This window comes from Planomonospora parontospora, assembly GCA_014647935.1.
GTDB classification, from domain to species: Bacteria; Actinomycetota; Actinomycetes; order Streptosporangiales; family Streptosporangiaceae; genus Planomonospora; species Planomonospora parontospora.
This window is the reverse complement of sequence record BMQD01000019.1, coordinates 41,376-62,326: the sequence shown is the minus strand read 5'-3', so window position 1 is coordinate 62,326 and position 20,951 is coordinate 41,376. Positions and strand designations below refer to the sequence as shown.

Genomic DNA, 20,951 nt, shown 5'->3' with positions numbered 1-20,951 from the left:
CGGTCCCGCCCGGCCGGCGGACCGGCCGGGCGGGGGCGTTCCTACTCCTCGTCGGTCCCCTGCCCGGCGGGGGCGTCCGCCGAGGCCTCCTCCAGGCGGGAGCGGAGCCGCACGCGGATCTCGTCGGGAGTGTAGGCGCGGCGGCGCCGTTCCGCCCGCGCGACCACCGCTCCGGTCGCCGCGACGCCCGCGATCCCTGCCAGGCCGAGTATCTTCCACCAGCGCATGTACTTAGAGTATGGGAATGTCCGCTACGAGCATCAGCCTCGACGAGGCACTGGACCTGACACGAACCGGCGACGTGTGGCTGTTCCGCGGGCGCTCGGTGCCGGACCGGGCCATCCAGACCGTGACCAACAGCCCGGTCAACCACGTCGGGATGTCCGTCGTCATCGACGACATGCCGCCGCTGATGTGGCACGCCGAGCTCGGCAGGTCGCTGCCCGACATGTGGTCGGGCACCCACCAGCGCGGGGTCCAGCTGCACGACCTGCGCGAGGCGGTGCAGGTCTGGGCCACCCGGTACGGCCAGCGCGGCTGGCTGCGCCAGCTCGAGCCGGAGACGACCGCCGAGATGGAGGAGGCCGTCCTGCGCACGATCGCCCGCCTGGACGGCACGCCGTTCCCCTCCACGGCCCGGCTCGCCGGGCGGTGGGCCCGCGGCCGGCTGCCGAGGATCCTCAAGCGCGGCGGGGAGGAGAGCGCTCTGGAGAGCGCCTACTGCGCCGAGATCGTGGCCGTCACCTACGAGGCGATGGGCCTGCTGCCCGGCGGGCGCCGCCCGAACTGGTACGACCCGGGCCGGTTCTGGAGCGGGGACGACCTCGAGCTGAGCGGCGGCTTCCACCTGGGCGGGGAGATCACCGTCAAGATCGCCTGATTCCTCCGTGTCGGGTGCCTCCTCGTCCGCCGGCACCTCCGCGCGCCGGCGGACGAGGAGGCGAGGAGCGGCCGGCGGGGCGGCCCGGGAGGCGGGGTCCTGCGGGGCCGGGGTCTGGAAACCGGCCGGGTCTTGCGGGATCGGGGTCCGGAAACCGGCGGGGTCCTGCGGGACGGGTCAGCGGCAGGACTCCAGGTGCCGGGCGTGCACGGCGGAGGGCAGGAACGCCGCCCACACGGCCTTGCCCCCGGTCTCCAGCGGGGACCACCCCCAGGTGTGGCTGACCCCCCGCACGATCTGCAGCCCGCGGCCGCTCTCCGCCTCGTCGTCGAAGTCCCGCAGCCGGGGCCCCTGGTCGCAGGGGTCGGTGACCGCGCACAGCACCGAGCGCTCCGTGCTGCACAGCACGATCCTGGCGTGCCTGCGGGAGGGGGCGTAGGACGCGTTCACGACCCCGTGGCGCAGGGCGTTGGCCACCAGCTCCGAGACCGCGAGGGTGACGTCGTCGACGAGTGCGGCCAGTCCCCAGGACCGCAGGGAGGCCGAGGTGAAGTCCCGGGCCGTCCGGGTGGCGCACGGCTCGTCGCGCAGGCTCCGGACCGCCATCTGCAGCTGGTCGAGCTGGCCGTCCCCGTCCGACCAGGGCGGCAGGCCGCTGGGCGGGAGCAGGTGGTCGAGCATCGACAGCCAGCGCTCCCATCCGCAGATCTCTGCCCGGACGGAAGCGACGTCGTGCCGTGGATAACCAGTCATCGGCGACCTTGGGGGAGAGGCGGCGATCGCGTAACGAGGGGTCTAGCCCAGTCATCTTGCCTGGGGGTGATGTGCAAACGCAAGTACAGATGCACGTGCATCTGCACACGGGTCTATGCTGCTTCCAGTGTTCCCCTGCCTGATTCGGTGAGAGGCGAGGATGGATCAGCTGCGTAACGGCATGGCCGCGGCCCTCCTGGGCGAGGCGCGGTGGCGCAAGAGCCGCTTCAGCAACCCCAGCGGGAACTGCGTGGAGGTGGCCGGGCTGCCCGGCGGCGCGGTGGCCGTACGGAACTCGCGCGACCCCGAGGGGCCGGCGCTGATCTACACGCGCGCGGAGGTCGACGCCTTCGTCCGGGGTGTGAAGGACGGCGAGTTCGACGACCTCATCGACTGAGGCGGTTGAAGAATAAAGTTCCATCTGGTCCGGGGCGGCCCGCCGGAGTACCGTGAAGGCCGCGACGACCACGAGGGGTGGGCGCAGACTCGCACTCCGTGCACGAAGGACCGCCGATGACCAGATCCCACGCCCACGACGAGCCCGCCGATCCGATCCCCATGGCCGGGCCGCGGGGGAGCTCGACGGTGCTGCGGATCGTGCTCGGCGCCCAGCTGCGCAGGCTCCGCGAGGCGCGGCACATCACCCTGGAGCAGGCGGGCCGGACGATCCGCGCCTCCCACTCGAAGATCAGCCGGATGGAGCTCGGCCGGGTCGGCTTCCGGATCCGGGACGTGGCCGACCTGCTGACGCTGTACGGCGTGCTGGACGAGGGCGAGCGCGGGGCGCTGCTGGGCCTCGTCGAGCAGGCCAACCAGCCCGGCTGGTGGCACAACTACGGCGACGTCCTGCCGAGCTGGTTCGAGACCTACGTCGGCCTGGAGGAGTCCGCCTCCGTCATCCGCAACTACGAGGTCCAGTTCGTCCCGGGCCTGCTGCAGAGCGAGGACTACGCGCGGGCCGTGATCAGGCTGGGCCACGCGGACGCCTCCGAGGCCGAGCTCCGCAGGAGGGTGGGGCTGCGCACGGCGCGCCAGCGGCTCCTGCGCGCCTCCGAGCCGCCCCACCTGTGGGCGGTGCTCGACGAGGCGGTGCTGCGCCGCCCGCTCGGCGGGCCCGAGGTCATGCGCGGCCAGATCGACCACATCCTCGACGCGATCGAGCTGCCCAACGTGACGGTCCAGATCGCGCCGTTCAGCATCGGCGGCCACGCCGCGGCGGGCGGGCCGTTCAGCATCCTGCGCTTCGCCCAGCCCGACCTGCCCGACATCGTCTACATGGAGCAGCTGACCAGCGCCGTCTACCTGGAGAAGCGCGACGAGGTCGAGCGCTACCTGGAGGTGATGGAGCGCCTGTGCATCGCGGCCGAGCCCGCGTCGGAGACCGCGGCGATCCTCACCCGCATCCGCGAGGAGCTGTAACGTCCTTCCGGTCCGGCGGAGACGGACGGTTCACCCGGGATCCGGATCGGCGCCCGGCGGCCGCAGGCGGCGCAGCCGCACCACTTCGGTCGCCGTGAGGTTCGGGTCCGCCAGGCGCGCCGCGACGACCGCGGCGGTGCGCGGCCCCGGGTCGGTACGGCACACGCTCCGGAACCCCCGCAGGAAGACGCCCCTGACGAGGCGGGCGGCGGGACCCGGCGCGTCGCCGGTACCCAGGATCACCAGGGTCTGGGCCACGTCCGCCGCCGGGTCGCCGGCGGCGGCGTCGCACCAGTCGATGACACTCGGCTCGCGCTCGGTGAGGATGACGTTGTCCGGGTGGAGGTCGAGGTGCAGGACCCGGTGGTTCGACGCGCCGGCGAACCGGCGGGGCAGCCAGTCAGGTGCGGCGATGGCGTGCAACTCGTTCTGCAGCCCGCCGAGCAGCCGGCCGTACGCCGCCGCCCGCCAGGGCCGCAGTCGCAGGGCCTCGAGCAGGGTCGGCCCGTGCAGCCGCTGGAGCGTCAGGTCCGTGTCGGTGACCTCGTGCGCCCGCGGAACGGGATATCCCCGGGCCGCGAGATAGGCCATCAGCCGGGCCTCCTTGCGGGTCGGCCCGCCCCGGCGGTAGCGGCGCAGCACCCGATCCCCGTCGAGGGCGTAGACGTCGGCGCTCCTGCCCTTGGCGATCAGTTCCACAGCCGTTCTCCCGCTCCGTCCGCGTGTGCCGTCTGATCGGCCCGTGGCGCTTCCGCCCGCTGGCCGAGGGGAACGGCCACGGAAGGACCGGACTCCATCAGATCCTTCCGAGGGGACCGTCGCCTTCAGGCGACGGGGGAATCAGAAGCGGGAGGGCCGCCAAGGCCCGAGCGTGCCCTGACCTGTCAGGTCCGCGCATCATGAATGTCCTTCCCGATTTTACCGGTGCCAGCCCGTATCGTGGTGTTATCGTTACCGAACGTGATGGGAGGTGGGGGTGCGCAGGTCGCTGAAGTTCCTGCTGCGCCCCACCACTCGACAGGCGGCGGCGCTCGCCTCGTGCCTGGAGGAGCACCGGCAGCTCTACAACGCCGCCCTGGAGCACCGCCGCACCGCCTACGCCAAAGCGGGCGTGAGCATCCGCTACGGCGACCAGTCGGCCGAGCTGAAGCACATCCGCGGCGACGACCCCGACGGGCAGGGCCGCTGGAGCTTCTCCTCCCAGCAGGCCACCCTGCGCCGCCTCGACAAGGCGTTTCGCGCGTTCTTCGACCGGGTCAAGGCCGGGCGCACGCCGGGCTTCCCGCGTTTCAAGGGGCGCGGCCGGTTCGACACGGTGGAGTGGCCCAAGGACGGCGACGGCTGCCGGTGGGACTCCCAGCCCGGCCACCCGACCGCCACGTTCGTGCGTCTCCAGGGCGTCGGCCACGTCCGGGTGCACCGGCACCGGCCCGTGAAGGGCCGGGTGAAGACGATCAGCGTGAAGCGGGAGGGCTCCCGCTGGTACGTGATCCTGTCGTGCGACGAGGTGCCCGCCGAGCCGCTGCCCGCCACGGGCGCGGTGGCCGGGATCGACCTGGGCGTCGCCTCGCTTGTCACCACCAGCGACGGCACACACGTGGCCAACCCGCGTCACCTTGCCGCGACCGCCGATCGTCTCGCGACGGCGCAGCGCGACCTCGCCCGCACCAAGCGGGGCTCCACGCGGCGGCGCAAGGCGGTGGCCCGGGTCGCCGCGCTGCACGCCACGGTGCGGCGGCAGCGCCTCGACCACGCGCACAAGACCGCGCTCGCCCTGGTCCGCGACTACGACATGATCGTGCACGAGGATCTGCGGATCGCGAACATGACCCGCTCGGCGTCCGGCACGATCGAGGCCCCCGGCCGCAACGTCGCCGCCAAGTCCGGACTCAACCGTTCGATCCTGGATGCGGGTTGGGGGGTGTTCCTGACGGTCCTCGCGTACAAGGCTGAAAGCGCCGGTCGAGAGCTGATCGCGGTCGAGCCCCGCAACACCTCCCGCACGTGCGCCGAATGCGGGCACGTGGCGAAGGAGAACCGCGTCACCCAGGCCGCGTTCGCTTGTACGGCGTGCGGGCATGCCGCGCATGCCGACGTGAACGCGGCGGTCAACATCCTCAGGGCAGGGCTTGCCCTTCGTGAGGCTGCGCAAGCGGCTTAGCGAGAAGCCGCTCCCTTCAGGGAGCGGAGGAGTCACGATCCAGGAATATCCCTGCGGGCCGTTCTCTCCCCTGGTCCGGCGGGCGGCCGATGTCTAGACTCCCGCGCATGACCCAGCTGGACGATCAGGGCCGTCCCGAGCCTCCTCTGGAGGCCGACGAGGCCGGCACCCTCCTGGGCTTCCTGGACTTCCAGCGCGCGACCCTGGAGTGGAAGTGCGCGGGACTGGACGCCTCCGGCCTGAGGGCGACCGTCGGCGCGTCGCCGATGACCCTGGGCGGCCTGCTCAAGCACCTGGCCTACGTCGAGGACGACTGGTTCTCCCGCTGGCTGCACGGGCAGGAACGGCGGTCCCCGTGGGACACGGTGGACTGGGAGGCCGACCCCGACTGGGACTGGCGCTCGGCCGCCGGGGACCCGCCGGAGGAGCTCCGCGCGCTCTGGCGGGACGCGGTGGCCCGGTCCCGCTCCCTGACCGAGGACGCGCTGGCGGCCGGAGGCCTGGAGCAGCGGGCCCGGCGCACCTGGCCCGACGGCCGGGCGCCCAGCCTGCGCTGGATCCTGGTCCACATGATCGAGGAGTACGCACGGCACAACGGTCACGCCGACCTCCTCCGGGAGTCGGTGGACGGGCTCACCGGGGAGTGACCCTCGCACCGCCCTGGCCGGGCCGTATCGGCCCGAGGGCGGGATCGGCGCTCGCGACGCACGGAAACCATTGAAACGTCATGAAACGGCCAGGAAGGCAACCTCCGTTGTCCGCCTGACGAAGAATGTCCACGTGAGATGCCTCGTCACGGGAGCCACGGGATACATCGGCGGGCGGCTCGTGCCCGAACTGTTGGCGGCGGGCCATGACGTGCGGTGCATGGCGCGCGAGCCCGGCCGCCTGCGGGACCAGCCGTGGGCGGAGCGGGTGGAGACCGCCCGGGCCGACGCGGCGGACGCCGAGGCGACCCGGGCGGCGCTCGACGGCGTCGACGTCGCCTACTACCTCATCCACACGATGGGCGCGGGGAGGGACTTCGCCGCCGCGGACCGCCGGGCCGCCGAGACGTTCGCGGCCTGCGCGGAGCGGGCGGGTGTCCGGCGCATCGTCTACCTCGGAGGCCTCGCGCCGGACGAGGACCTCTCGCCGCACATGAGCTCCCGCGCCGAGGTGGGGGAGATCTTCCTCCGATCGGGAGTGCCCGCCGTGGTGCTGAGGGCGGCTGTGATCATCGGGTCGGGATCGGCCTCGTTCGAGATGCTGCGCCACCTCACCGAGCGCCTCCCGGTGATGACGACGCCCCGCTGGGTCCGGACCAGGACCCAGCCCGTCGCCATCCGCGACGTCCTGCGCTACCTGGTGGGCTGGGCGGGCGTGGCGGAGGAGGTGAACCGCTCCTTCGACGTCGGCGGGCCGGACGTGCTGAGCTACGCCGGCATGATGCGCGGGTACGCCGAGGTCGCGGGGCTGCCCCGGCGGGTGATCATCCCGGTTCCGCTGCTCAGCCCGGCTCTGTCGAGCCACTGGGTCGGGCTGGTCACCCCGGTGCCCGCGGTCCTCGCCCGCCCGCTGGTGGAGTCGCTGCGCAACGAGGCCGTCTGCCGGGAGCACGACATCGCCGCCTACCTGCCCGACCCGCCCCAGGGCCTGGTTCCCTTCAGGGAGGCGGTCGCCCTGGCGCTGCGGCGGATCCGGGAGGCGGAGGTCGCCACCCGCTGGTCGTCCGCCTCGACGCCCGGCGCGCCGAGCGATCCGCTGCCCACCGACCCCGACTGGGCGGGCGGCACCCTCTACACCGACCGGCGGGCCCGCCGCGTCGACGCCCCGCCGCAGGCGCTGTGGGAGGTGATCGAGTCCATCGGCGGCGAGAACGGCTGGTACTCCCTGCCCGCCGCGTGGCGGCTGCGCGGGCTGATGGACCGCCTGGCGGGCGGGGTGGGGCTGCGCCGGGGGCGCCGCGACCCCCGGCGGCTCCGCGTCGGCGACGCGGTCGACTTCTGGCGGGTGGAGGAGGTCGAGCCGGGATGGCTGCTCCGGCTCCGCGCGGAGATGCGCCTTCCCGGCCTCGCCTGGCTGGAGCTGAGCGTGCACCGGTCCGGCGGCCGGACGGTGTACGGCCAGCGCGCGCTCTTCCACCCCCACGGTCTGGCGGGCCACCTCTACTGGTGGGCGGTCTCGCCCTTCCACAGCCTGATCTTCGGCCGGATGCCGCGCAACGTGGCCGGGGCGGCGGAGCGCGGTGCCCGCCGACGGGCCCTCTCCAAAAAGTAAATCTACAATGTAAAGTCGATGGGTTCGGAGCCGTTCACCCTCGTCACGGCGTGCACCGCGAGGAGAGCGCGGCCCGGGCCTGCTCCGGGGTGAGCGGGGGCACGGGGAGGGGGTGCGCGGCAGGGGCTCGGAAGGCGTCGAGGAGCAGCGCCAGGTGCCGCCGCCAGAGCTCCGGGGCGATGCCGGCGGTGGCCTCGACGGTGCGGGCGTGCCCCCAGACCACGAAGACCATGTCCTCCAGGACCAGGTCGGGGCGGAGGTCGCCGCTCTCCCGGGCCCGCTCGACGATCCGCCGCATGAGGGCGTAGCCGTCGGCCAGGGCCCGCTCGGTCGCGGGGGAGCGGGGCCCGCGGCCCGCGGCCAGGTCGTTGTAGCCGCGGTCGGCCGCCTGCAGCGCGCAGACGCCCTCCAGGAAGTGGACGAGCCCGTCCCAGGCGCGGGGACGGGCCAGCGCCTCCTCGGCGAGCAGCCTGGTGGCCTCCACCCGGTCGGCGAACACGGCGCCGACCAGCTCGGCCCGGTCCGGGAAGCGGTTGTAGAGCGTGCCGATGCTCACCCCGGCGCTGCGCGCGACCTCTTCCAGCGGGACGTCGAGGCCCTTCTCGGCGAAGAGCCGCCGGGCCGCGGCGACGAGCAGGTCGCGGTTGCGCTGGGCGTCCTTCGGGAGGCCGCGGCACGGCTCCACGGGGCGCTCCTGGACATGCTCGGGGAGACCGTACGGAGCGACCGCCCGGGAGGCGGCGGGGCCGGCCGGCGGGAGGACCGTACGGACTGAACGCCCGGGAGGCGGCGGGGCCGGCCGATGGGAGGACCGTACGGACTGACCGCCCCGGGCCCCGGCGGGCCGGACGGGACAGGGGGCGGCCGGGGCCCGGGACGTCAGGGACGGCGCAGGGCGACGGCGTCGGGCAGGACCCTCGCCGGGTCCTCGGCGTCGATCAGCAGCCGGCGCGCCAGGACCGCGATCCCGCGCATGGCGTCGGGACCGAGGCCGCGGCGGGTCACCTCCTGGGTGCCGATGCGCAGGCCGCGCATGGGCTCGCCGGGGGCCTGGCCGGGCAGGCCGATGCCGCTGAGGAAGACGCCTCCGGCCGCCAGCCGCCGGGCCGCCTCGTCCCCGCCGCCGAACGCGGCGGCGTCCACCGCGACGTGGTGGGAGGCGGTCCAGCCCCGCTCGGCCGCCACGACGGCGAAGCCCTCGCCCGCCAGCGCCGCGGCCAGGGCGGCGGCGTTGGCCAGGCACCGGTCGGCGTAGGCGGGGCCGTCCTCGGCGAGCTCGGCGGCGGTGACGGCCAGCGGGGCGAGCCGGGAGGCGTCGTAGTTGGCGGTCAGCCCCGGGTAGGCGGCCTCCGAGACCCGGCGGGCGATCTCCTCGTCCCGGGTGACCACGGCCGCGCCGGGCGGGCCGCCGAAGGACTTGTAGGTGGACATCGTCACCACGTGCGCACCCTCGTCCAGCGGCCGCTGGAACCGTTTCCCGGCGATCAGCCCGGCCACGTGCGAGGCGTCGTAGACCAGCGGCGCGCCCACCTCGTCGCAGGCCGCGCGGATCCGGGCGACGTCGTGCGGGAACAGCATCAGGCTCGCCCCGACCACCACCAGCGCGGGCCGGTGCGCGCGCAGGAAGCCCGGCAGCGCCGCGTGGTCGACGTCGAATCCGGCGGCGTCGTAGGGAAGATCCACCACCTGCAGCCCCCGGACCCCGGCCGCGCCCTGCGCGTGGTGGCTGGCGTGGCCGCCCGCGGCCTCCGGCAGCACCGCGACCGTGTCGCCCGGCCGGGCCAGGGCGGTGTAGCAGGCGAGGTTGGCCAGGGTGGCGCTCTGCAGCCGGACCTCGGCGAATCCCCCGCCCATCACTGCGGCGACCTGGAGCGGGGCGAGCACTTCCAGCACGTCCAGCTCCTCCAGCCCGGTCTGGAACTTCTCGCCCGGCCAGCCCATCGACGGCCGGCTCGCCAGGGCGGGCTCGCAGACCGCGCGGGCCCGCGCGCTCATCGTGTTCGTGCCCGCGTACAGGACGATCCCATCCTCGCCGAGCCGGCGCAGGTGCCCGGCCAGCGCCTCCCCGGCGGCCTTCGCGACCCCGTCGGCGTCCAGCCCTCCCAGGGCGGACTCCAGCCCGGCCAGCCGCCGCCGCGCGCGGGGCGGGGCCCAGGGGGCGATCCGGCTGCGCTCGTCCGCGCCGTCTTCCACTGGCTTCTCCTCTCACGGGCGGTCGGCGGCGGGGGCCGTACCGGGGCCCCGCCCTGCTCCCGCCGGTCCATGACGGCATCATCCGTCTCCGGACGGTCCCGGCGGAACACCCGCCCGACGTCCGGTGCCCGCCTGTGCCTCTTCCGCGGGTCGAGGAGGCGGGCGCGCCGGTGCCGGAGGCCCGACCGTCCGGTGGCGGATCCTGCCGCGGCGGGCGGTGCACCGTGGAGGACCGGCGGCCGGTTCGGGCGGGCGGCCCCGGCCGTGCAGAAGCGGTTTCCGGGGAGCGCGGGGGAGCCGCACGGTTCACGCCGGAGTCAAAAACCGGTATGACAGCGGATGAATCAGGGCACAGTCTTGCGGTGTGGCAGATGATCAGCGAGATCATGACCATTGTGATCGTGCTCGGCATCGCCGGCCTGGCGATGCTCGTCCTGTCCGTCGTCGTCCTGGTGGTGCTCGCGGTGCTGGCCCTGACCACCGGGAGGGAGCAGGATGGGAACGGAACCCTCCGGAGGTAGGCGATGCGGCAACTCAGCGCGGTCGACACGCAGTTCCTGAACTTCGAGACCGCGACGAACGTCGCGAACATCGCCGGGCTGGCGATCCTGGACGGCGTGCTGACCCGGGGGGACCTGCTCTCCCTGCTGGCCGGCCGGCTCCACCTGGCGGCGCCGCTGCGCCGGAGACTGGCCTTCGTCCCGTTCGGCCTGGACCACCCGTACTGGGTGGACGAGCCCAGGATCGACCTGGACTACCACGTGCGCGAGCTCGGCCTGGCCCCGCCGGGCAGCGACGAGCAGCTGGGCGAGCAGGTGGCCCGGCTGCACGCCCGCCCCCTGGACCGGCGCCGACCGCTCTGGGAGATGTACCTCATCCACGGCCTGGCCGGTGACCGGATGGCCCTCTACACCAAGGTCCACCACGCCGCGGTCGACGGCATCACCGGCGCCGACGTGCTCGCCGCGCTGCTGGACACCTCGCCCGAGCCCACCGCGACGTCCTCGGTCCCCGCGCCCCGGGACCAGGAGCGGATCAGCACGGGGGAGATGCTCGCCAAGGGCGTGGCCAAGGCCGTCGCCAACCCGGCGAACACCGTCCGCTTCCTCGTCGACGCGGTCCCGCACCTGGACGAGATCCCCGTCGTCTCGCAGCTGCCCGGCGCGGGGCTGGTCTCACGCGTCACGCGTGATCTTGCGGGCCGGCTGACCGGCCGGGACCCGGCGCCCGCGCTGCCCAGGATGACCCCGCCCCGCACCCCGTTCAGCGGGCGGATCAGCGGCCACCGCAGGTTCGCCTTCACCACCCTGTCGCTGGCGGACGTCAAGCGGGTCAAGAACGCCTTCGGCGTCACGGTGAACGACGTGGTGATGACCGTCTGCGCCGGGGCGCTGCGGCAGTGGCTGATCAAGCACGACGCGCTGCCCGACCGGCCGCTCGTCGCGGGCGTGCCGTTCTCACTGCGCACGATGGGCAACCAGAGCGCGGGCAACCAGGTCACCCTCATGATCACCCAGCTGGCCACGCAGATCGCCGACCCGGTGGAGCGGCTGCTGGCCGTACGGGACGCCATGACGGTGATCAAGGACCGCTCGTCGCTGGCGCCCGCCCACTGGCTCCAGCAGGTCAGCGACATGATGCCCTCGGCCCTGACCGGGCTGGCCGCCCGGGCGGCCTTCGACCTGTTCGCCGGGACCGCGGGACCGATCAACGTGGTGATCTCCAACGTCCCGGGCCCGCAGCTCCCCCTGTACGTCAGCGGCGCCCGGCTGCTGGCCTACCACCCCGTGTCGGTGATCACCGACATGAGTGGCGGCCTCAACGTCACCGTCTTCTCCTACGACGGCTCGCTGGACGTCGGCGTGGTCGCCTGCCGGGAGATGGTCCCCGACGTGTGGACGATCACCGACCACCTCCGGGCGGCCCTATCGGAGCTGGTGCTCATCGTCGAGCAGCAGTGACGCGCCGGGGGCGTCGTCGACGAAGTGCAGCACCTTCTCCAGGCAGACGATCGAGCCCTTCTCCCGCCGCTTGACGAAGTGGATGTCGTCGGCGAGGGCCCGCATGATCTGCAGTCCCCGGCCGGACTCCGCGGTCGGTGCGGCCTGCTGGCGGGTCCCGGAGAACTCGAAGCCGCCCCCGGCGTCCACGACCTTGATCACGCACCGGTCCCTGGAGAGCTCGGTGCGCACCATGTAGTCGTCGCTCTCGGTGGCGTGCTTGATCACATTGGAGCACGCCTCGGAGAGCATGAGCTGGATGTCGTCGCGGATGTGCGCCTGCACGCCCAGCGCGCCCAGCGACGAGTCCAGCATCTGCCTGATGACCGGAACGCTCGCGGCGTCGCGCGGCAGGCGCAACGCGATGGTGGCTTCCACGGTCTCCCCCTTCCCCGGTGGCCTTGCCGACCCCTGCCCCGCAAGGACGGGCCTAACCGCCCGGCGGGGCGGAACCGGTCGCACCGTGGGCCCCGTCCCGGTCCGGCGGGAGGGGACCCGCGGCGCGGCCGATGGCGCTCAGCCCGAGAAGGCGTCCAGGGCGGCCTCGCAGAAGGCCTTGAGGTCGTCCGGCTTGCGGCTGGTGACGAGGGTGTTGGGCCCGGCGTCGCAGACCACGACCTCCCGGTCGGCCCACGTCGCGCCGGCGTTGCGCAGGTCGGTCTGGAGGCTGGGCCAGGAGGTGACAGCCCGGCCGCCGACCACGTCGGCCTCGACGAGCGTCCAGGGCGCGTGGCAGATCGCCGCCACGGGCTTTCCCGCCTCGAAGAACGCCTTCGTGAACCGCACGGCCCCGGGCACCGTCCGCAGGAGGTCGGGGTTGGCGACGCCGCCGGGCAGGACCAGCCCGTCGAAGTCGTCCGCCGAGACCTCGTCCACCACGGCGTCCACCGGGAAGCGGTCGGCCCGGTCCAGATGGTTGAAGGCCTGGACCTCCCCCGCCCGGGTGGAGATCAGTTTCGGAGTGCCGCCCGCCTGCCGTACGGCCTGCCACGGCTCGGTGAGCTCTACCTGCTCGATGCCCTCGGGGGCCACCAGGAACGCGATCGTCTTGCCGTTGAGCATGATCTCCCCTTCTGTCCGGCGTGCGCGTACGCGCTCTCCAGCGGCACGTCATGCCCGGTCGGAGGGGACCTATGCGGGCTCTCCGGCCGGGCGGCGGACCTTGCGCCTGCGCAGTCCCGCGGCGGTGAGCCGGGCGACCAGCTCGCGGGAGGAGACCGCCTCGGCGCCCAGCGCGAGGGCCCGCTCGTAGACGGTCTCCGGGACGTCGTAGTGGTCCCGGTCGAAGGCCCGGGGCGGCACGCCCAGCCGGGCGGCGAAGTCGTGCAGCTCCTCGACCGAGGAGTCGCTGACCAGGTGCGACCAGAGCAGGCCGCGGGGGCCCGGCCAGGCCGGCGGGTCGATCAGCACGCTCACCGGCGCACCGCCCCGCGTCCGGCGGGCCGGGGACGCCCCCGGAGCGCCGCCGCGACCGTCACCGGCGTCACCGCCGCGGCGGTCACCGCCACCGCTGTGACCGTCATCGTCACCGGCGCGGCCGTCACCGCCGTCACCGCCGGACGAGGTCGAGCGCGACCTCCAGGGCTGCGGCCCTGCGCTCGTCGTCGGACAGGTCGTCGCCGGAGAGCAGGAACCCGGAGGCGTGCAGGGCGAACAGCGCCATGGAACTCCGCAGCCGGACGACCGCCGAATCGCCGGGCTCGACCAGGAAGCCGATCAGGTGGAGCATGCGCTCGCGGGTCTTCTCCATCACCGGGTGGTTCTTCATCGCGGTCTGGTTGCGCTCGAAGAACCGCATGATCTGGTGGTGGTGCTCGTGGTAGAGGCCGTCGGCGTAGCGGTGGAGCAGCTCGCGCCGGGTCTCGTCGGTGCGCGGCCGGGCCTCGGCCCAGGCGATCAGCTCCTCGACGATGCGCAACCGCTCCTCGGCCAGGCTGGCGACGATGTCGTCCTTGGTCTTGAAGTGGTAGTAGAGGGCGGCCTTGGTCACGCCGAGGATCTCGGCGATCTCCCGGAGCGAGGTCGCCTCGTAGCCCTGCTCGACGAAGAGCCGCAGCGCGATCTCCTGGATGCGCGTGCGCGTGTCGGCCTGTTCCCGCATGGTGTCCTTCGTCGTCGTGTCGTCACTGTGCCGGCGGCCGGGAAACCAACTTGACGGCCGGCAAGTAAGCCGCCTACATTCCTAGCATATCGGACACTTGCCGGTCGGCAGGTAAGGCGGATTCTCTCCCTGGGGGCGGACGAGTGAAACAGACCGGAGCGGCACCCGCACGGCGGCGCGAGGTCATGGTGGTCCTCCCGGGCCTGATGCTGGCGATGGTCCTGGCGATGCTGGACAACATGATCGTCGGCACCGCGATGCCCCGCATCGTCGGCGAGCTCGGCGGCCTGAACCACCTCTCCTGGGTGGTGACGGCCTACGTGCTCGGCACCACCGTCTCGACCCCCATCTGGGGCAAGATCGGCGACCTGTACGGCCGGAAGAACATCTTCCTCGGCTCCATCGTCATCTTCATGATCGGCTCGGCGCTCTGCGGCATGGCCGGCTCCGGCCTCCTGGGCGGCCCCGACGGCGGCATGGCCCAGCTCATCGCCTTCCGCGCGCTCCAGGGGCTGGGCGCGGGCGGCCTGATGGTCAACGCGATGGCGATCATCGGCGACCTGGTCCCGCCCCGCGAGCGCGGCCAGTACCAGGGCATGATGGCCGGCGTGATGTCCCTGGCGATGATCGCCGGACCGCTCGTCGGCGGGTTCATCACCGACCACCTCGACTGGCGCTGGGCCTTCTACGTGAACCTGCCCGTCGGGTTCGCCGCCCTGGCGCTGCTCGCCGTCAAGCTGAAGCTGCCCAGGCACCGCACCGAGCACCGCATCGACTGGCTCGGTGCGGCCCTGCTCTCCACCGGCATCACCGCCCTGGTCCTCATCACCACCTGGGGCGGGAACGAGTACGCCTGGGGCTCGCCGCAGATCCTCGGCCTGGTCGGGCTCGCCGTGGTGACCCTCGCGCTGTTCGTCCCCGTCGAGCGCCGCGCCGCCGAGCCCATCATGCCGCTCGGCCTGTTCCGCAACCGAAACTTCACGCTGATCTCGCTGATCGGCTTCCTGCTCGGCTTCGCCATGTTCGGCGCGATCAACTTCCTGCCGCTGTTCCAGCAGACCGTCCAGGGCGCCTCGGCCACCAACTCCGGCCTGCTGCTGCTCCCCATGATGGGCGCGGCCATGATCGTCTCCCTGTTCGTCGGCCGGGCCATCACGAAGACCGGGAAGTACAAGGCCTACCCGGTCGTCGGCGGCGTCGGCATGGCCCTCGGCATGTGGCTGCTGTCCCTGATGGGCGTGCAGACCCCCACCTGGCAGACCGGGGTGTTCATCGCCGTCCTGGGCCTCGGCATGGGCTTCCTGATGCAGACCACCATGCTGATCGCGCAGAACAGCGTGGAGGCGAAGGACCTGGGCGTCGCCAGCAGCACCGCCACCTTCTTCCGCTCCATCGGCGGCTCGTTCGGCGTCTCCCTGTTCGGCGCCGTCTTCAACAACCGGCTCGGCGACGAGCTGACGACCCGGTTCGGCCCGGAGGGGGAGAAGCTCGCCACCGCGGGCGGCCAGGTCACCCCGGAGGCGCTGGGGCAGCTGCCTGCGGCCGTGCGCACCGGCTTCCTGGAGTCGCTGGCCGCCTCCATCTCCGGCGTGTTCTGGTGGGCGATCCTGTTCGCCGTCGTGGTCCCGCTGCTGGCCGCCTTCATCAAGGAGATCCCGCTGCGCGGCGGCCCCGGGGAGAGCGGGAGGACCGGAGAGGCCGCCGAGCCGGCCGCCCCGGTCCCCGCGCTGGACTGACCGCCGCCGGGACGGGCCACCGCCCCGGTTTCGGCCCTGGCCCGACCGTCGCCGGGACGGGATCACCGGGCCGGGCGGGCGCCCACCCGGGGTCACCGGCCCCGGCCGGCGCCCTCCGCCAGGACCGCGTCGGCCTCGGCCTGGACCGCGTCCAGGTCCTCGGCGATCTCGGCGCCCGCGACCGCGTCGGGCAGCGCGTCCTCCATGCGCCGCAGCGGCCGGTACCACAGCCCCAGCGCGCCCCAGAGCATCAGCAGCGCGCCGCAGACGGCCAGCAGCAGCCCGACCCCGCGCCCCGGCCCCACCCCGACGACGTCGCCGACGACCGTGTCCGCCAGCGCCCCGCCGGGAGCCAGCAGCGGACCGAAGACCTCGTCGGCCAGCACCGGTGAGGTGAGGAACGCCAGCGGCGTCATCGACACCGCCAGCATCTGGTTGGTGGCCAGCACCCGGCCCTGCAGCTCCAGGCCGACCTTGAGCTGGATGAGCGCGAGCCAGTGCGCGTTCAGCACGGTCAGGAACGCCCACGACACCAGCCCGCCGAAGGCCGCCAGCACCAGCGAGGGCCGCAGCCCGACCAGCAGCACCCCGGCCCCGAACCCGATCACGAAGCCGACCATGCCGACTGCGCGCCGCTCGGTGCCGCCCCAGAACACCATGAGCAGGGAGCCCAGCACCGCCCCCAGACCCTGCATCGCGGTCACCAGGCCCACCCCCGTGACGTCGCTGAACGACAGCACCGCCGGCACGGTCACGGACAGGGCGAGCATGCCCAGGTAGTTCTCCACGACGAAGAACCCGATCATGATCATCAGCGGGCGGCGCCGTACGAGGAAGCGCCAGCCGCCGGCGATGGCCTGGCCGAAGGACTCCTCCATGCGGTGGAAGAGCCGGTCGGGGAAGCGGACCAGCAGCAGCGTGCCGAGCCCGGCGAGGAAGGTGGCGATGTTCACCGCCACCACGCCGTGCAGCCCGACCACCGTGATGAGCGCGGCGCCGCCCAGCGGGCCGACGAGCATGCCCAGCCCGGTGCCGAGGTTGGCCAGCGCGTTGGCCTGCATGAGGTACGGCTTGGGCACCAGCTGCGCCACCGCCGCCAGGTAGGCGGGCCGGTGGAAGGCCGACACCAGCGAGAGCAGCCCGGCGATGACGCCGACCTGCCAGACCTCCAGCCGCCCCAGCCAGAGCAGGACCACCAGGGCCGCGGTGGCCGCGGCGGAGACGCCGTCGCAGACCAGCATGACCAGCCGCCGGTCCACCCGGTCGGCGACCGCGCCGCCCAGCGGCGCCGCCAGCAGCGACGGCAGCAGGGCGAGCATGGTGACCAGGGCGTAGTCCAGCACCCGGCCGCTCTCCTGGTAGGCCCACACGCCCAGGGCGAAGGAGGTCAGCGCCGCGCCGAGCAGCGACACGGTCTGCCCGGCCGCGACGGTGTAGAAGCGGCGCAGGTCCCGGCGTGCGCCGCGGCCCGCGACCTCGACCTCCCCGACCGGCTCGGGCAGGTCCCCGCCGGCCCAGCGGTCCAGGTGCCCGTCGATCAGCCGGGCCAGGGCCCCGGCCTGGTGCTTGAGGAAGTAGTGACCGGCCCGGGGAATCACGGCCAGCTCCACCCGGTCGGCGAACGCCCCCCACTCGCGGTGGCGCTCCCGGTAGAGCTCGGTCGCGCGGTCCCGGTCGCCGACCACGCACAGCAGCGGCGCGGCGAGCCTGCGCTCCTCGCCGGAGGCGGGGTCGAGACGGCGGCTGAACCACGCCTGCGCCTGCCCGACGTCGTGCCGCAGGCCGCGCAGCATGACCTCGGTGTCGCCGAAGTCCTCGTCCAGGGCGCCCAGCATGCGCAGGAAGTCGCGCTGCGTCCGGTCGGAGGCCCACCGGTGGGCGGGGAACCTCCGGTTCCACCAGGCCGACAGCCGTCCGGGCAGCCGGGCGTCGGGGAAGCTGCCGCCGACGAAGACGCCGGCGACGGCCTTGCCCGCCGCCTCCAGCCGGAGCGCCACCTCGGTCGCGGCGGCCGAGCCGACGCAGTGGCCGTACAGCGCGATCGGGCCGGAGACCCCGGCCAGCTCGGCCGCGATCCGCTCGGCCAGCTCCGGCAGCGGGAGCATCGCCTCGCCGGGCCGGGCCGGGTCGTGTCCGGGCAGTTCCACGGCGAGCACCGCCGTGGCGGGGGAGGTGCGGGCCAGCTCGGCGGCGAGCGGCCGGTAGGCGGCGGCCGAGCCGCCGCCGTAGGGCAGGCAGACGAGGGTACGGCTCGCCGTCCGCGGACCGGCCAGGCGGTGCAGCAGCCCGGAGCCGGCGTCCGCGGAACCGTGTTCGAGGTGGGCGGCCAGCTCGCGGACCGTGGGCCGGGTGAACAGGTCGATCACCCGCAGCGCCGGGTCGATCTCCCGGACCGCCCGCACCGCGCGGAAGGAGTCGCCGCCGAGGGCGAAGAAGTCGTCGTCGACGCCGATCTCCGCCACGCCCAGCACGTCCGCCCACACCGCCGCGATCCGCAGCTCGGCCGGGGTGCGCGGCGCGACCCGTGCCGCGGCGGGCGCCGCCTCGGGGAGCGGCAGGCGGGCCCGGTCGACCTTGCCCAGCGGGGTGAGCGGCAGCTCGTCGAGGACGGTGATCGAGGGCGGGACCATGTAGTCGGGCAGCCGCTCGCGCAGCCCCGCCCGGACCGCGGCCGGGTCCACGGAGGCGGGCGTCACCCAGGCGGCCAGCCGCCGGGAGCGGCCCTCGCCGACCGGCAGCACCGCGGCCTCGCGGACCCCGGGCTGCTCCTGCAGCGCGGCCTTCACCTCGCCCAGCTCCACCCGGAAGCCTCTGATCTTGACCTGGTCGTCGACCCGGCCGAGGAACTCCACCAGCCCGGCGGAGTTCAGCCGGACCAGGTCGCCCGTGCGGTAGCAGCGGCCGGTCCCGGTCACCGGGTCGGGCACGAACCGCTCGGCGGTCAGGTCGGGCCGGTTCAGGTAGCCGCGGGCCAGACTGGGGCTCGCCACCCACAGGTCGCCCGGAACCCCGGCGGGCAGCGGACGGCCCGCGGAGTCCACGACGTGGCACTCGACGCCGGGCAGCGGACGGCCCAGCGGGACCGAGCCCGGCCCCGGCGGCCCGTCCGGCACCCGGCCGCCGAGCACCGAGACCGTCGTCTCCGTCGGCCCGCAGTGGATCTGCACCTCCAGGTCGGGGCGGGCCGCGCGGACGCGCCCGGCCAGTTCCCACGACGTCGCCTCACCGGCGAGGATCAGCAGCCGCCGCGGGAGCACCCGGGCCAGGTCGCCGTGGGCGGCCAGCAGCTCCAGGTGGCTGGGCACCATCTTGACCACGTCGACGGGATGCGCCTCGAGGCGGGCGGCGTACGCCTCCGGGTCGGTGGCGGTCTCCTGGTCGACGAAGTGCACCGCCGCGCCCCGGGTGAGCGCGCCGTACAGGCAGGTCATCACCAGGTCGGAGGCGATCGTGGAGACCACGCCGTAGGAGGCGTGGGCGTCGGGCACCAGCTCGGCCACGCCGTGCAGGTAGTGCAGCGCCGAGCGGTGCTCGATCCCGACGCCCTTGGGCCGCCCGGTGGACCCCGACGTGAAGATCACGTGCACCAGGTGGCCGGGGGTGACGCCGGCGTCCACCGGCCCGCCCGGCCCGTCGGGCCCCTCCGGCTCCGTGGCCAGCAGGTCGGGCAGGACCAGCGTGCCGGGGACCCGCCCGGCGTGCTCGCGGTCGGCCAGCACGACGCGCGCGCCGGCCGTCTCCACCATGTAGGCGAGGCGGTCGTCGGGATAGGCGGGCTCCATCGGCATGTACGCGCCGCCCGCCCGCAGCACGCCGAGCAGCGCGGGCACCAGCCCGGTGTGCCGGCCGGCCAGCACGCCGACCGGCTCGTCCGGCCGCACGCCGGCCATGGACAGGTGGCGCGCCAGCCGGTCCGCCAGCAGGTCCGCCTCGCCGTAGGTGAGGGACCCGGCGGCGTCCACCGCGGCCACCGCCTCCGGCGCGCTCCGGATGCGGTCGCCGATCACCTCGTGCAGCGGCCGCGACAGGTCCATGCCGATCCGCGGGCCCGCGGCGACGGGCCCGGTCACCGGCTCCAGCGGTACGGCCGCCGCCGGCGCGTCCAGGTCGGCGAGCACGCCCTCCAGCAGGTTCAGGTACCAGCCGGTCAGGCGGCGCGCGGTCGCCTCGTCGAACAGGTCGGTGCGGTAGGTCAGCTCGCCGTCGTAGGCCTCGCCCCCGTTGACGAAGGCGAGGTTGAGGTCGTACTTGGCGGTGCGCGGCGCGGCCTGCACGGGCTCGGCGGTCAGGCCGGGGAAGTCCAGCGCCGCGGGGCGGTCGTCCAGGACGTTGAGCAGCACCTGGAAGACCGGCGTGACGGCCAGGCTCCGCTCGGGGTGCAGGTGTTCCACGATCCGCTCGAAGGGCACGTCGCGGTGGGTGAGCGCGTCCAGCACGGCGTCCCTGGTCCGGGCCAGCAGCTCGCGCCCGGTCGGCTCGCCGGACCGGTCGCCGCGCAGCACCAGCGTGTTGACGAAGCAGCCGAGCATGCGCGCGGTGTCCGGGTGGAGCCGCCCCGCCTCGGGCACGCCGACCGGCACGTCGTCGGTGCCGGAGATCCGGCCCAGCAGCTCCTGCCAGACGGCGAGCAGCACCATGAACGGCGTGCAGCCGGTCCCGGCGGCGGCCTCGCGGACCCGGGCGGTCAGCGCGGGCGTAAGCCGTACCGGGACGGCGGCGCCCGACCAGTCGGCGACCGACGGCCGGGGCCGGTCCACGGGCAGGTCCAGGACCGGCTCCAGCCCGGCCAGCCGCTCGGTCCACCAGGCGAGGTCGCCCTCCGGCCGCCCGGCCAGCCACGCCGCGTAGTCGGCGTACTGCAGCCGGGGCGGCTCGGGCGGCTCCGCCGCCCCGAGCCGGGCCGCGTACAGGGCGGCCAGCTCGGCCAGCGCCAGGTTCCGCGACCAGGCGTCGAAGGCGATGTGGTGCACGGTCAGCGCCAGCACGTGCTCGTCGCCGCCGGGCAGGCGCAGCAGCAGGACGCGGGCGGGCGGCTCGGCGTCCAGCGCGAACGGGCGGGCGAGCTCCTCCTGCAGCCGCGCCTCCAGCAGCTCGGGGCCGTCGAGGTCCTCCACCGCGACCGGCACCCGGTCGGGGCCGACCGGGGTCGCGCCCTCGCCGGTGACCAGGCTGCGCAGCACCTCGTGCCGGTCGGCGAGGTCGCGCACGGCGCCCAGCAGCGCGGCGGTGTCCAGCGGGCCGCGCAGCCGCAGCGCGGCGGGCACGTTGTAGGCGGCCAGGTCGTCGAGCTGGGAGAGGAACCACAACCGCGCCTGGGCGGGGGACAGCGGGGCCGGGCCGTCCGCCGCCTCCCTGGCGGGGATCGCCGGGACGGTCCGGGCGGCGGCCCGGCGCGCGGCCGCCAGCCGGGCCGCCAGAGCGCTCCGGCGCTCGTCGCTGACGGTCATGA

20 protein-coding genes are annotated in these 20,951 nt (G+C 74.1%); 9 read left to right on the top strand and 11 right to left on the bottom strand.

Features of this window, described 5'->3' with window-relative positions; translation table 11 throughout:
* Positions 1-41: 41 nt before the first annotated feature.
* Complete coding sequence (locus IEZ07_RS26245) at positions 42-227, bottom strand: hypothetical protein (protein ID WP_191897189.1); 186 nt, start codon at positions 225-227, stop codon at positions 42-44.
* A gap of 17 nt (positions 228-244) precedes the next feature.
* On the opposite strand from IEZ07_RS26245, the gene IEZ07_RS26240 reads away from it, so the two are divergent.
* Positions 245-880: a hypothetical protein gene (locus tag IEZ07_RS26240; protein ID WP_191897188.1), complete on the top strand. Its 636-nt coding sequence runs from the start codon at positions 245-247 to the stop codon at positions 878-880.
* A 177-nt stretch (positions 881-1,057) separates the two neighbouring features.
* Here IEZ07_RS26240 and IEZ07_RS26235 read toward each other — a convergent pair whose 3' ends face one another.
* Entirely contained in the window at positions 1,058-1,633 is a 576-nt protein-coding gene (locus IEZ07_RS26235; RefSeq protein ID WP_191897187.1) for an ATP-binding protein, read from the bottom strand.
* Between the two features lie 160 nt (positions 1,634-1,793).
* Between IEZ07_RS26235 and IEZ07_RS26230 the strand changes: the two genes are divergently transcribed.
* Both IEZ07_RS26230 and IEZ07_RS26225 read left to right on the top strand, forming a co-directional pair.
* Entirely contained in the window at positions 1,794-2,030 is a 237-nt protein-coding gene (locus tag IEZ07_RS26230; RefSeq protein ID WP_191897186.1) for a DUF397 domain-containing protein, read from the top strand.
* A 116-nt stretch (positions 2,031-2,146) separates the two neighbouring features.
* Positions 2,147-3,052, top strand: coding sequence for a Sco1979 family transcriptional regulator (locus tag IEZ07_RS26225; protein WP_191897185.1), 906 nt, complete (start codon positions 2,147-2,149; stop codon positions 3,050-3,052).
* Positions 3,053-3,082: 30 nt separating this feature from the next.
* On the opposite strand, the gene IEZ07_RS26220 is transcribed toward IEZ07_RS26225, so the two are convergent.
* Positions 3,083-3,751: a phosphotransferase gene (locus IEZ07_RS26220; protein ID WP_191897184.1), complete on the bottom strand. Its 669-nt coding sequence runs from the start codon at positions 3,749-3,751 to the stop codon at positions 3,083-3,085.
* A 277-nt stretch (positions 3,752-4,028) separates the two neighbouring features.
* Between IEZ07_RS26220 and IEZ07_RS26215 the strand changes: the two genes are divergently transcribed.
* The 3 genes from IEZ07_RS26215 (at position 4,029) to IEZ07_RS26205 (ending at position 7,472) form a co-directional block, all read left to right on the top strand.
* Positions 4,029-5,213 (top strand): RNA-guided endonuclease InsQ/TnpB family protein, encoded by a 1,185-nt coding sequence (locus IEZ07_RS26215; protein ID WP_239320631.1) that lies wholly within the window; start codon positions 4,029-4,031, stop codon positions 5,211-5,213.
* A gap of 107 nt (positions 5,214-5,320) precedes the next feature.
* Entirely contained in the window at positions 5,321-5,860 is a 540-nt protein-coding gene (locus IEZ07_RS26210; RefSeq protein ID WP_191897182.1) for a DinB family protein, read from the top strand.
* A 133-nt stretch (positions 5,861-5,993) separates the two neighbouring features.
* Positions 5,994-7,472 carry an SDR family oxidoreductase gene (locus tag IEZ07_RS26205; RefSeq protein ID WP_191897181.1) on the top strand — a complete coding sequence of 493 codons (1,479 nt, stop codon included), beginning with the start codon at positions 5,994-5,996 and terminating at the stop codon, positions 7,470-7,472.
* A gap of 43 nt (positions 7,473-7,515) precedes the next feature.
* Here IEZ07_RS26205 and IEZ07_RS26200 read toward each other — a convergent pair whose 3' ends face one another.
* Both IEZ07_RS26200 and glyA read right to left on the bottom strand, forming a co-directional pair.
* On the bottom strand, positions 7,516-8,157 hold the full coding sequence (locus IEZ07_RS26200) for a TetR/AcrR family transcriptional regulator (protein WP_191897180.1): 642 nt from the start codon (positions 8,155-8,157) through the stop codon (positions 7,516-7,518).
* A 194-nt stretch (positions 8,158-8,351) separates the two neighbouring features.
* Entirely contained in the window at positions 8,352-9,665 is a 1,314-nt protein-coding gene (gene glyA / locus IEZ07_RS26195) for a serine hydroxymethyltransferase (RefSeq protein WP_191897179.1), read from the bottom strand.
* Positions 9,666-10,027: 362 nt separating this feature from the next.
* Between glyA and IEZ07_RS26190 the strand changes: the two genes are divergently transcribed.
* Positions 10,028-10,186, top strand: coding sequence for a hypothetical protein (locus tag IEZ07_RS26190; protein ID WP_157237508.1), 159 nt, complete (start codon positions 10,028-10,030; stop codon positions 10,184-10,186).
* A gap of 3 nt (positions 10,187-10,189) precedes the next feature.
* Positions 10,190-11,626 carry a WS/DGAT/MGAT family O-acyltransferase gene (locus IEZ07_RS26185; protein ID WP_191897178.1) on the top strand — a complete coding sequence of 479 codons (1,437 nt, stop codon included), beginning with the start codon at positions 10,190-10,192 and terminating at the stop codon, positions 11,624-11,626.
* Here IEZ07_RS26185 and IEZ07_RS26180 read toward each other — a convergent pair.
* The 5 genes from IEZ07_RS26180 to IEZ07_RS26160 form a co-directional block, all read right to left on the bottom strand.
* Positions 11,591-12,043, bottom strand: a complete 453-nt coding sequence (locus tag IEZ07_RS26180; protein WP_191897177.1) for an ATP-binding protein — start codon at positions 12,041-12,043, stop codon at positions 11,591-11,593. The genes IEZ07_RS26185 and IEZ07_RS26180 overlap by 36 nt on opposite strands.
* 138 nt (positions 12,044-12,181) lie before the next feature.
* Positions 12,182-12,727 carry a type 1 glutamine amidotransferase domain-containing protein gene (locus IEZ07_RS26175; RefSeq protein ID WP_191897176.1) on the bottom strand — a complete coding sequence of 182 codons (546 nt, stop codon included), beginning with the start codon at positions 12,725-12,727 and terminating at the stop codon, positions 12,182-12,184.
* A gap of 69 nt (positions 12,728-12,796) precedes the next feature.
* Positions 12,797-13,081, bottom strand: a complete 285-nt coding sequence (locus IEZ07_RS26170) for a DUF4031 domain-containing protein (protein ID WP_191897175.1) — start codon at positions 13,079-13,081, stop codon at positions 12,797-12,799.
* On the bottom strand, positions 13,078-13,218 hold the full coding sequence (locus IEZ07_RS26165; RefSeq protein WP_191897174.1) for a hypothetical protein: 141 nt from the start codon (positions 13,216-13,218) through the stop codon (positions 13,078-13,080). The genes IEZ07_RS26170 and IEZ07_RS26165 overlap by 4 nt, the downstream gene beginning before the upstream one ends.
* Positions 13,215-13,766 (bottom strand): TetR/AcrR family transcriptional regulator, encoded by a 552-nt coding sequence (locus IEZ07_RS26160; RefSeq protein ID WP_068903012.1) that lies wholly within the window; start codon positions 13,764-13,766, stop codon positions 13,215-13,217. Before IEZ07_RS26160 ends, IEZ07_RS26165 begins: the two co-directional genes overlap by 4 nt.
* A 143-nt stretch (positions 13,767-13,909) precedes the next feature.
* Here IEZ07_RS26160 and IEZ07_RS26155 point away from each other — a divergent pair, with 143 nt between their 5' ends.
* Positions 13,910-15,502 (top strand): MDR family MFS transporter, encoded by a 1,593-nt coding sequence (locus tag IEZ07_RS26155; RefSeq protein WP_204054612.1) that lies wholly within the window; start codon positions 13,910-13,912, stop codon positions 15,500-15,502.
* A 92-nt stretch (positions 15,503-15,594) separates the two neighbouring features.
* Here IEZ07_RS26155 and IEZ07_RS26150 read toward each other — a convergent pair whose 3' ends face one another.
* Positions 15,595-20,949: a non-ribosomal peptide synthetase/MFS transporter gene (locus IEZ07_RS26150; protein WP_191897173.1), complete on the bottom strand. Its 5,355-nt coding sequence runs from the start codon at positions 20,947-20,949 to the stop codon at positions 15,595-15,597.
* Between the last annotated feature and the right edge of the window lie 2 nt (positions 20,950-20,951).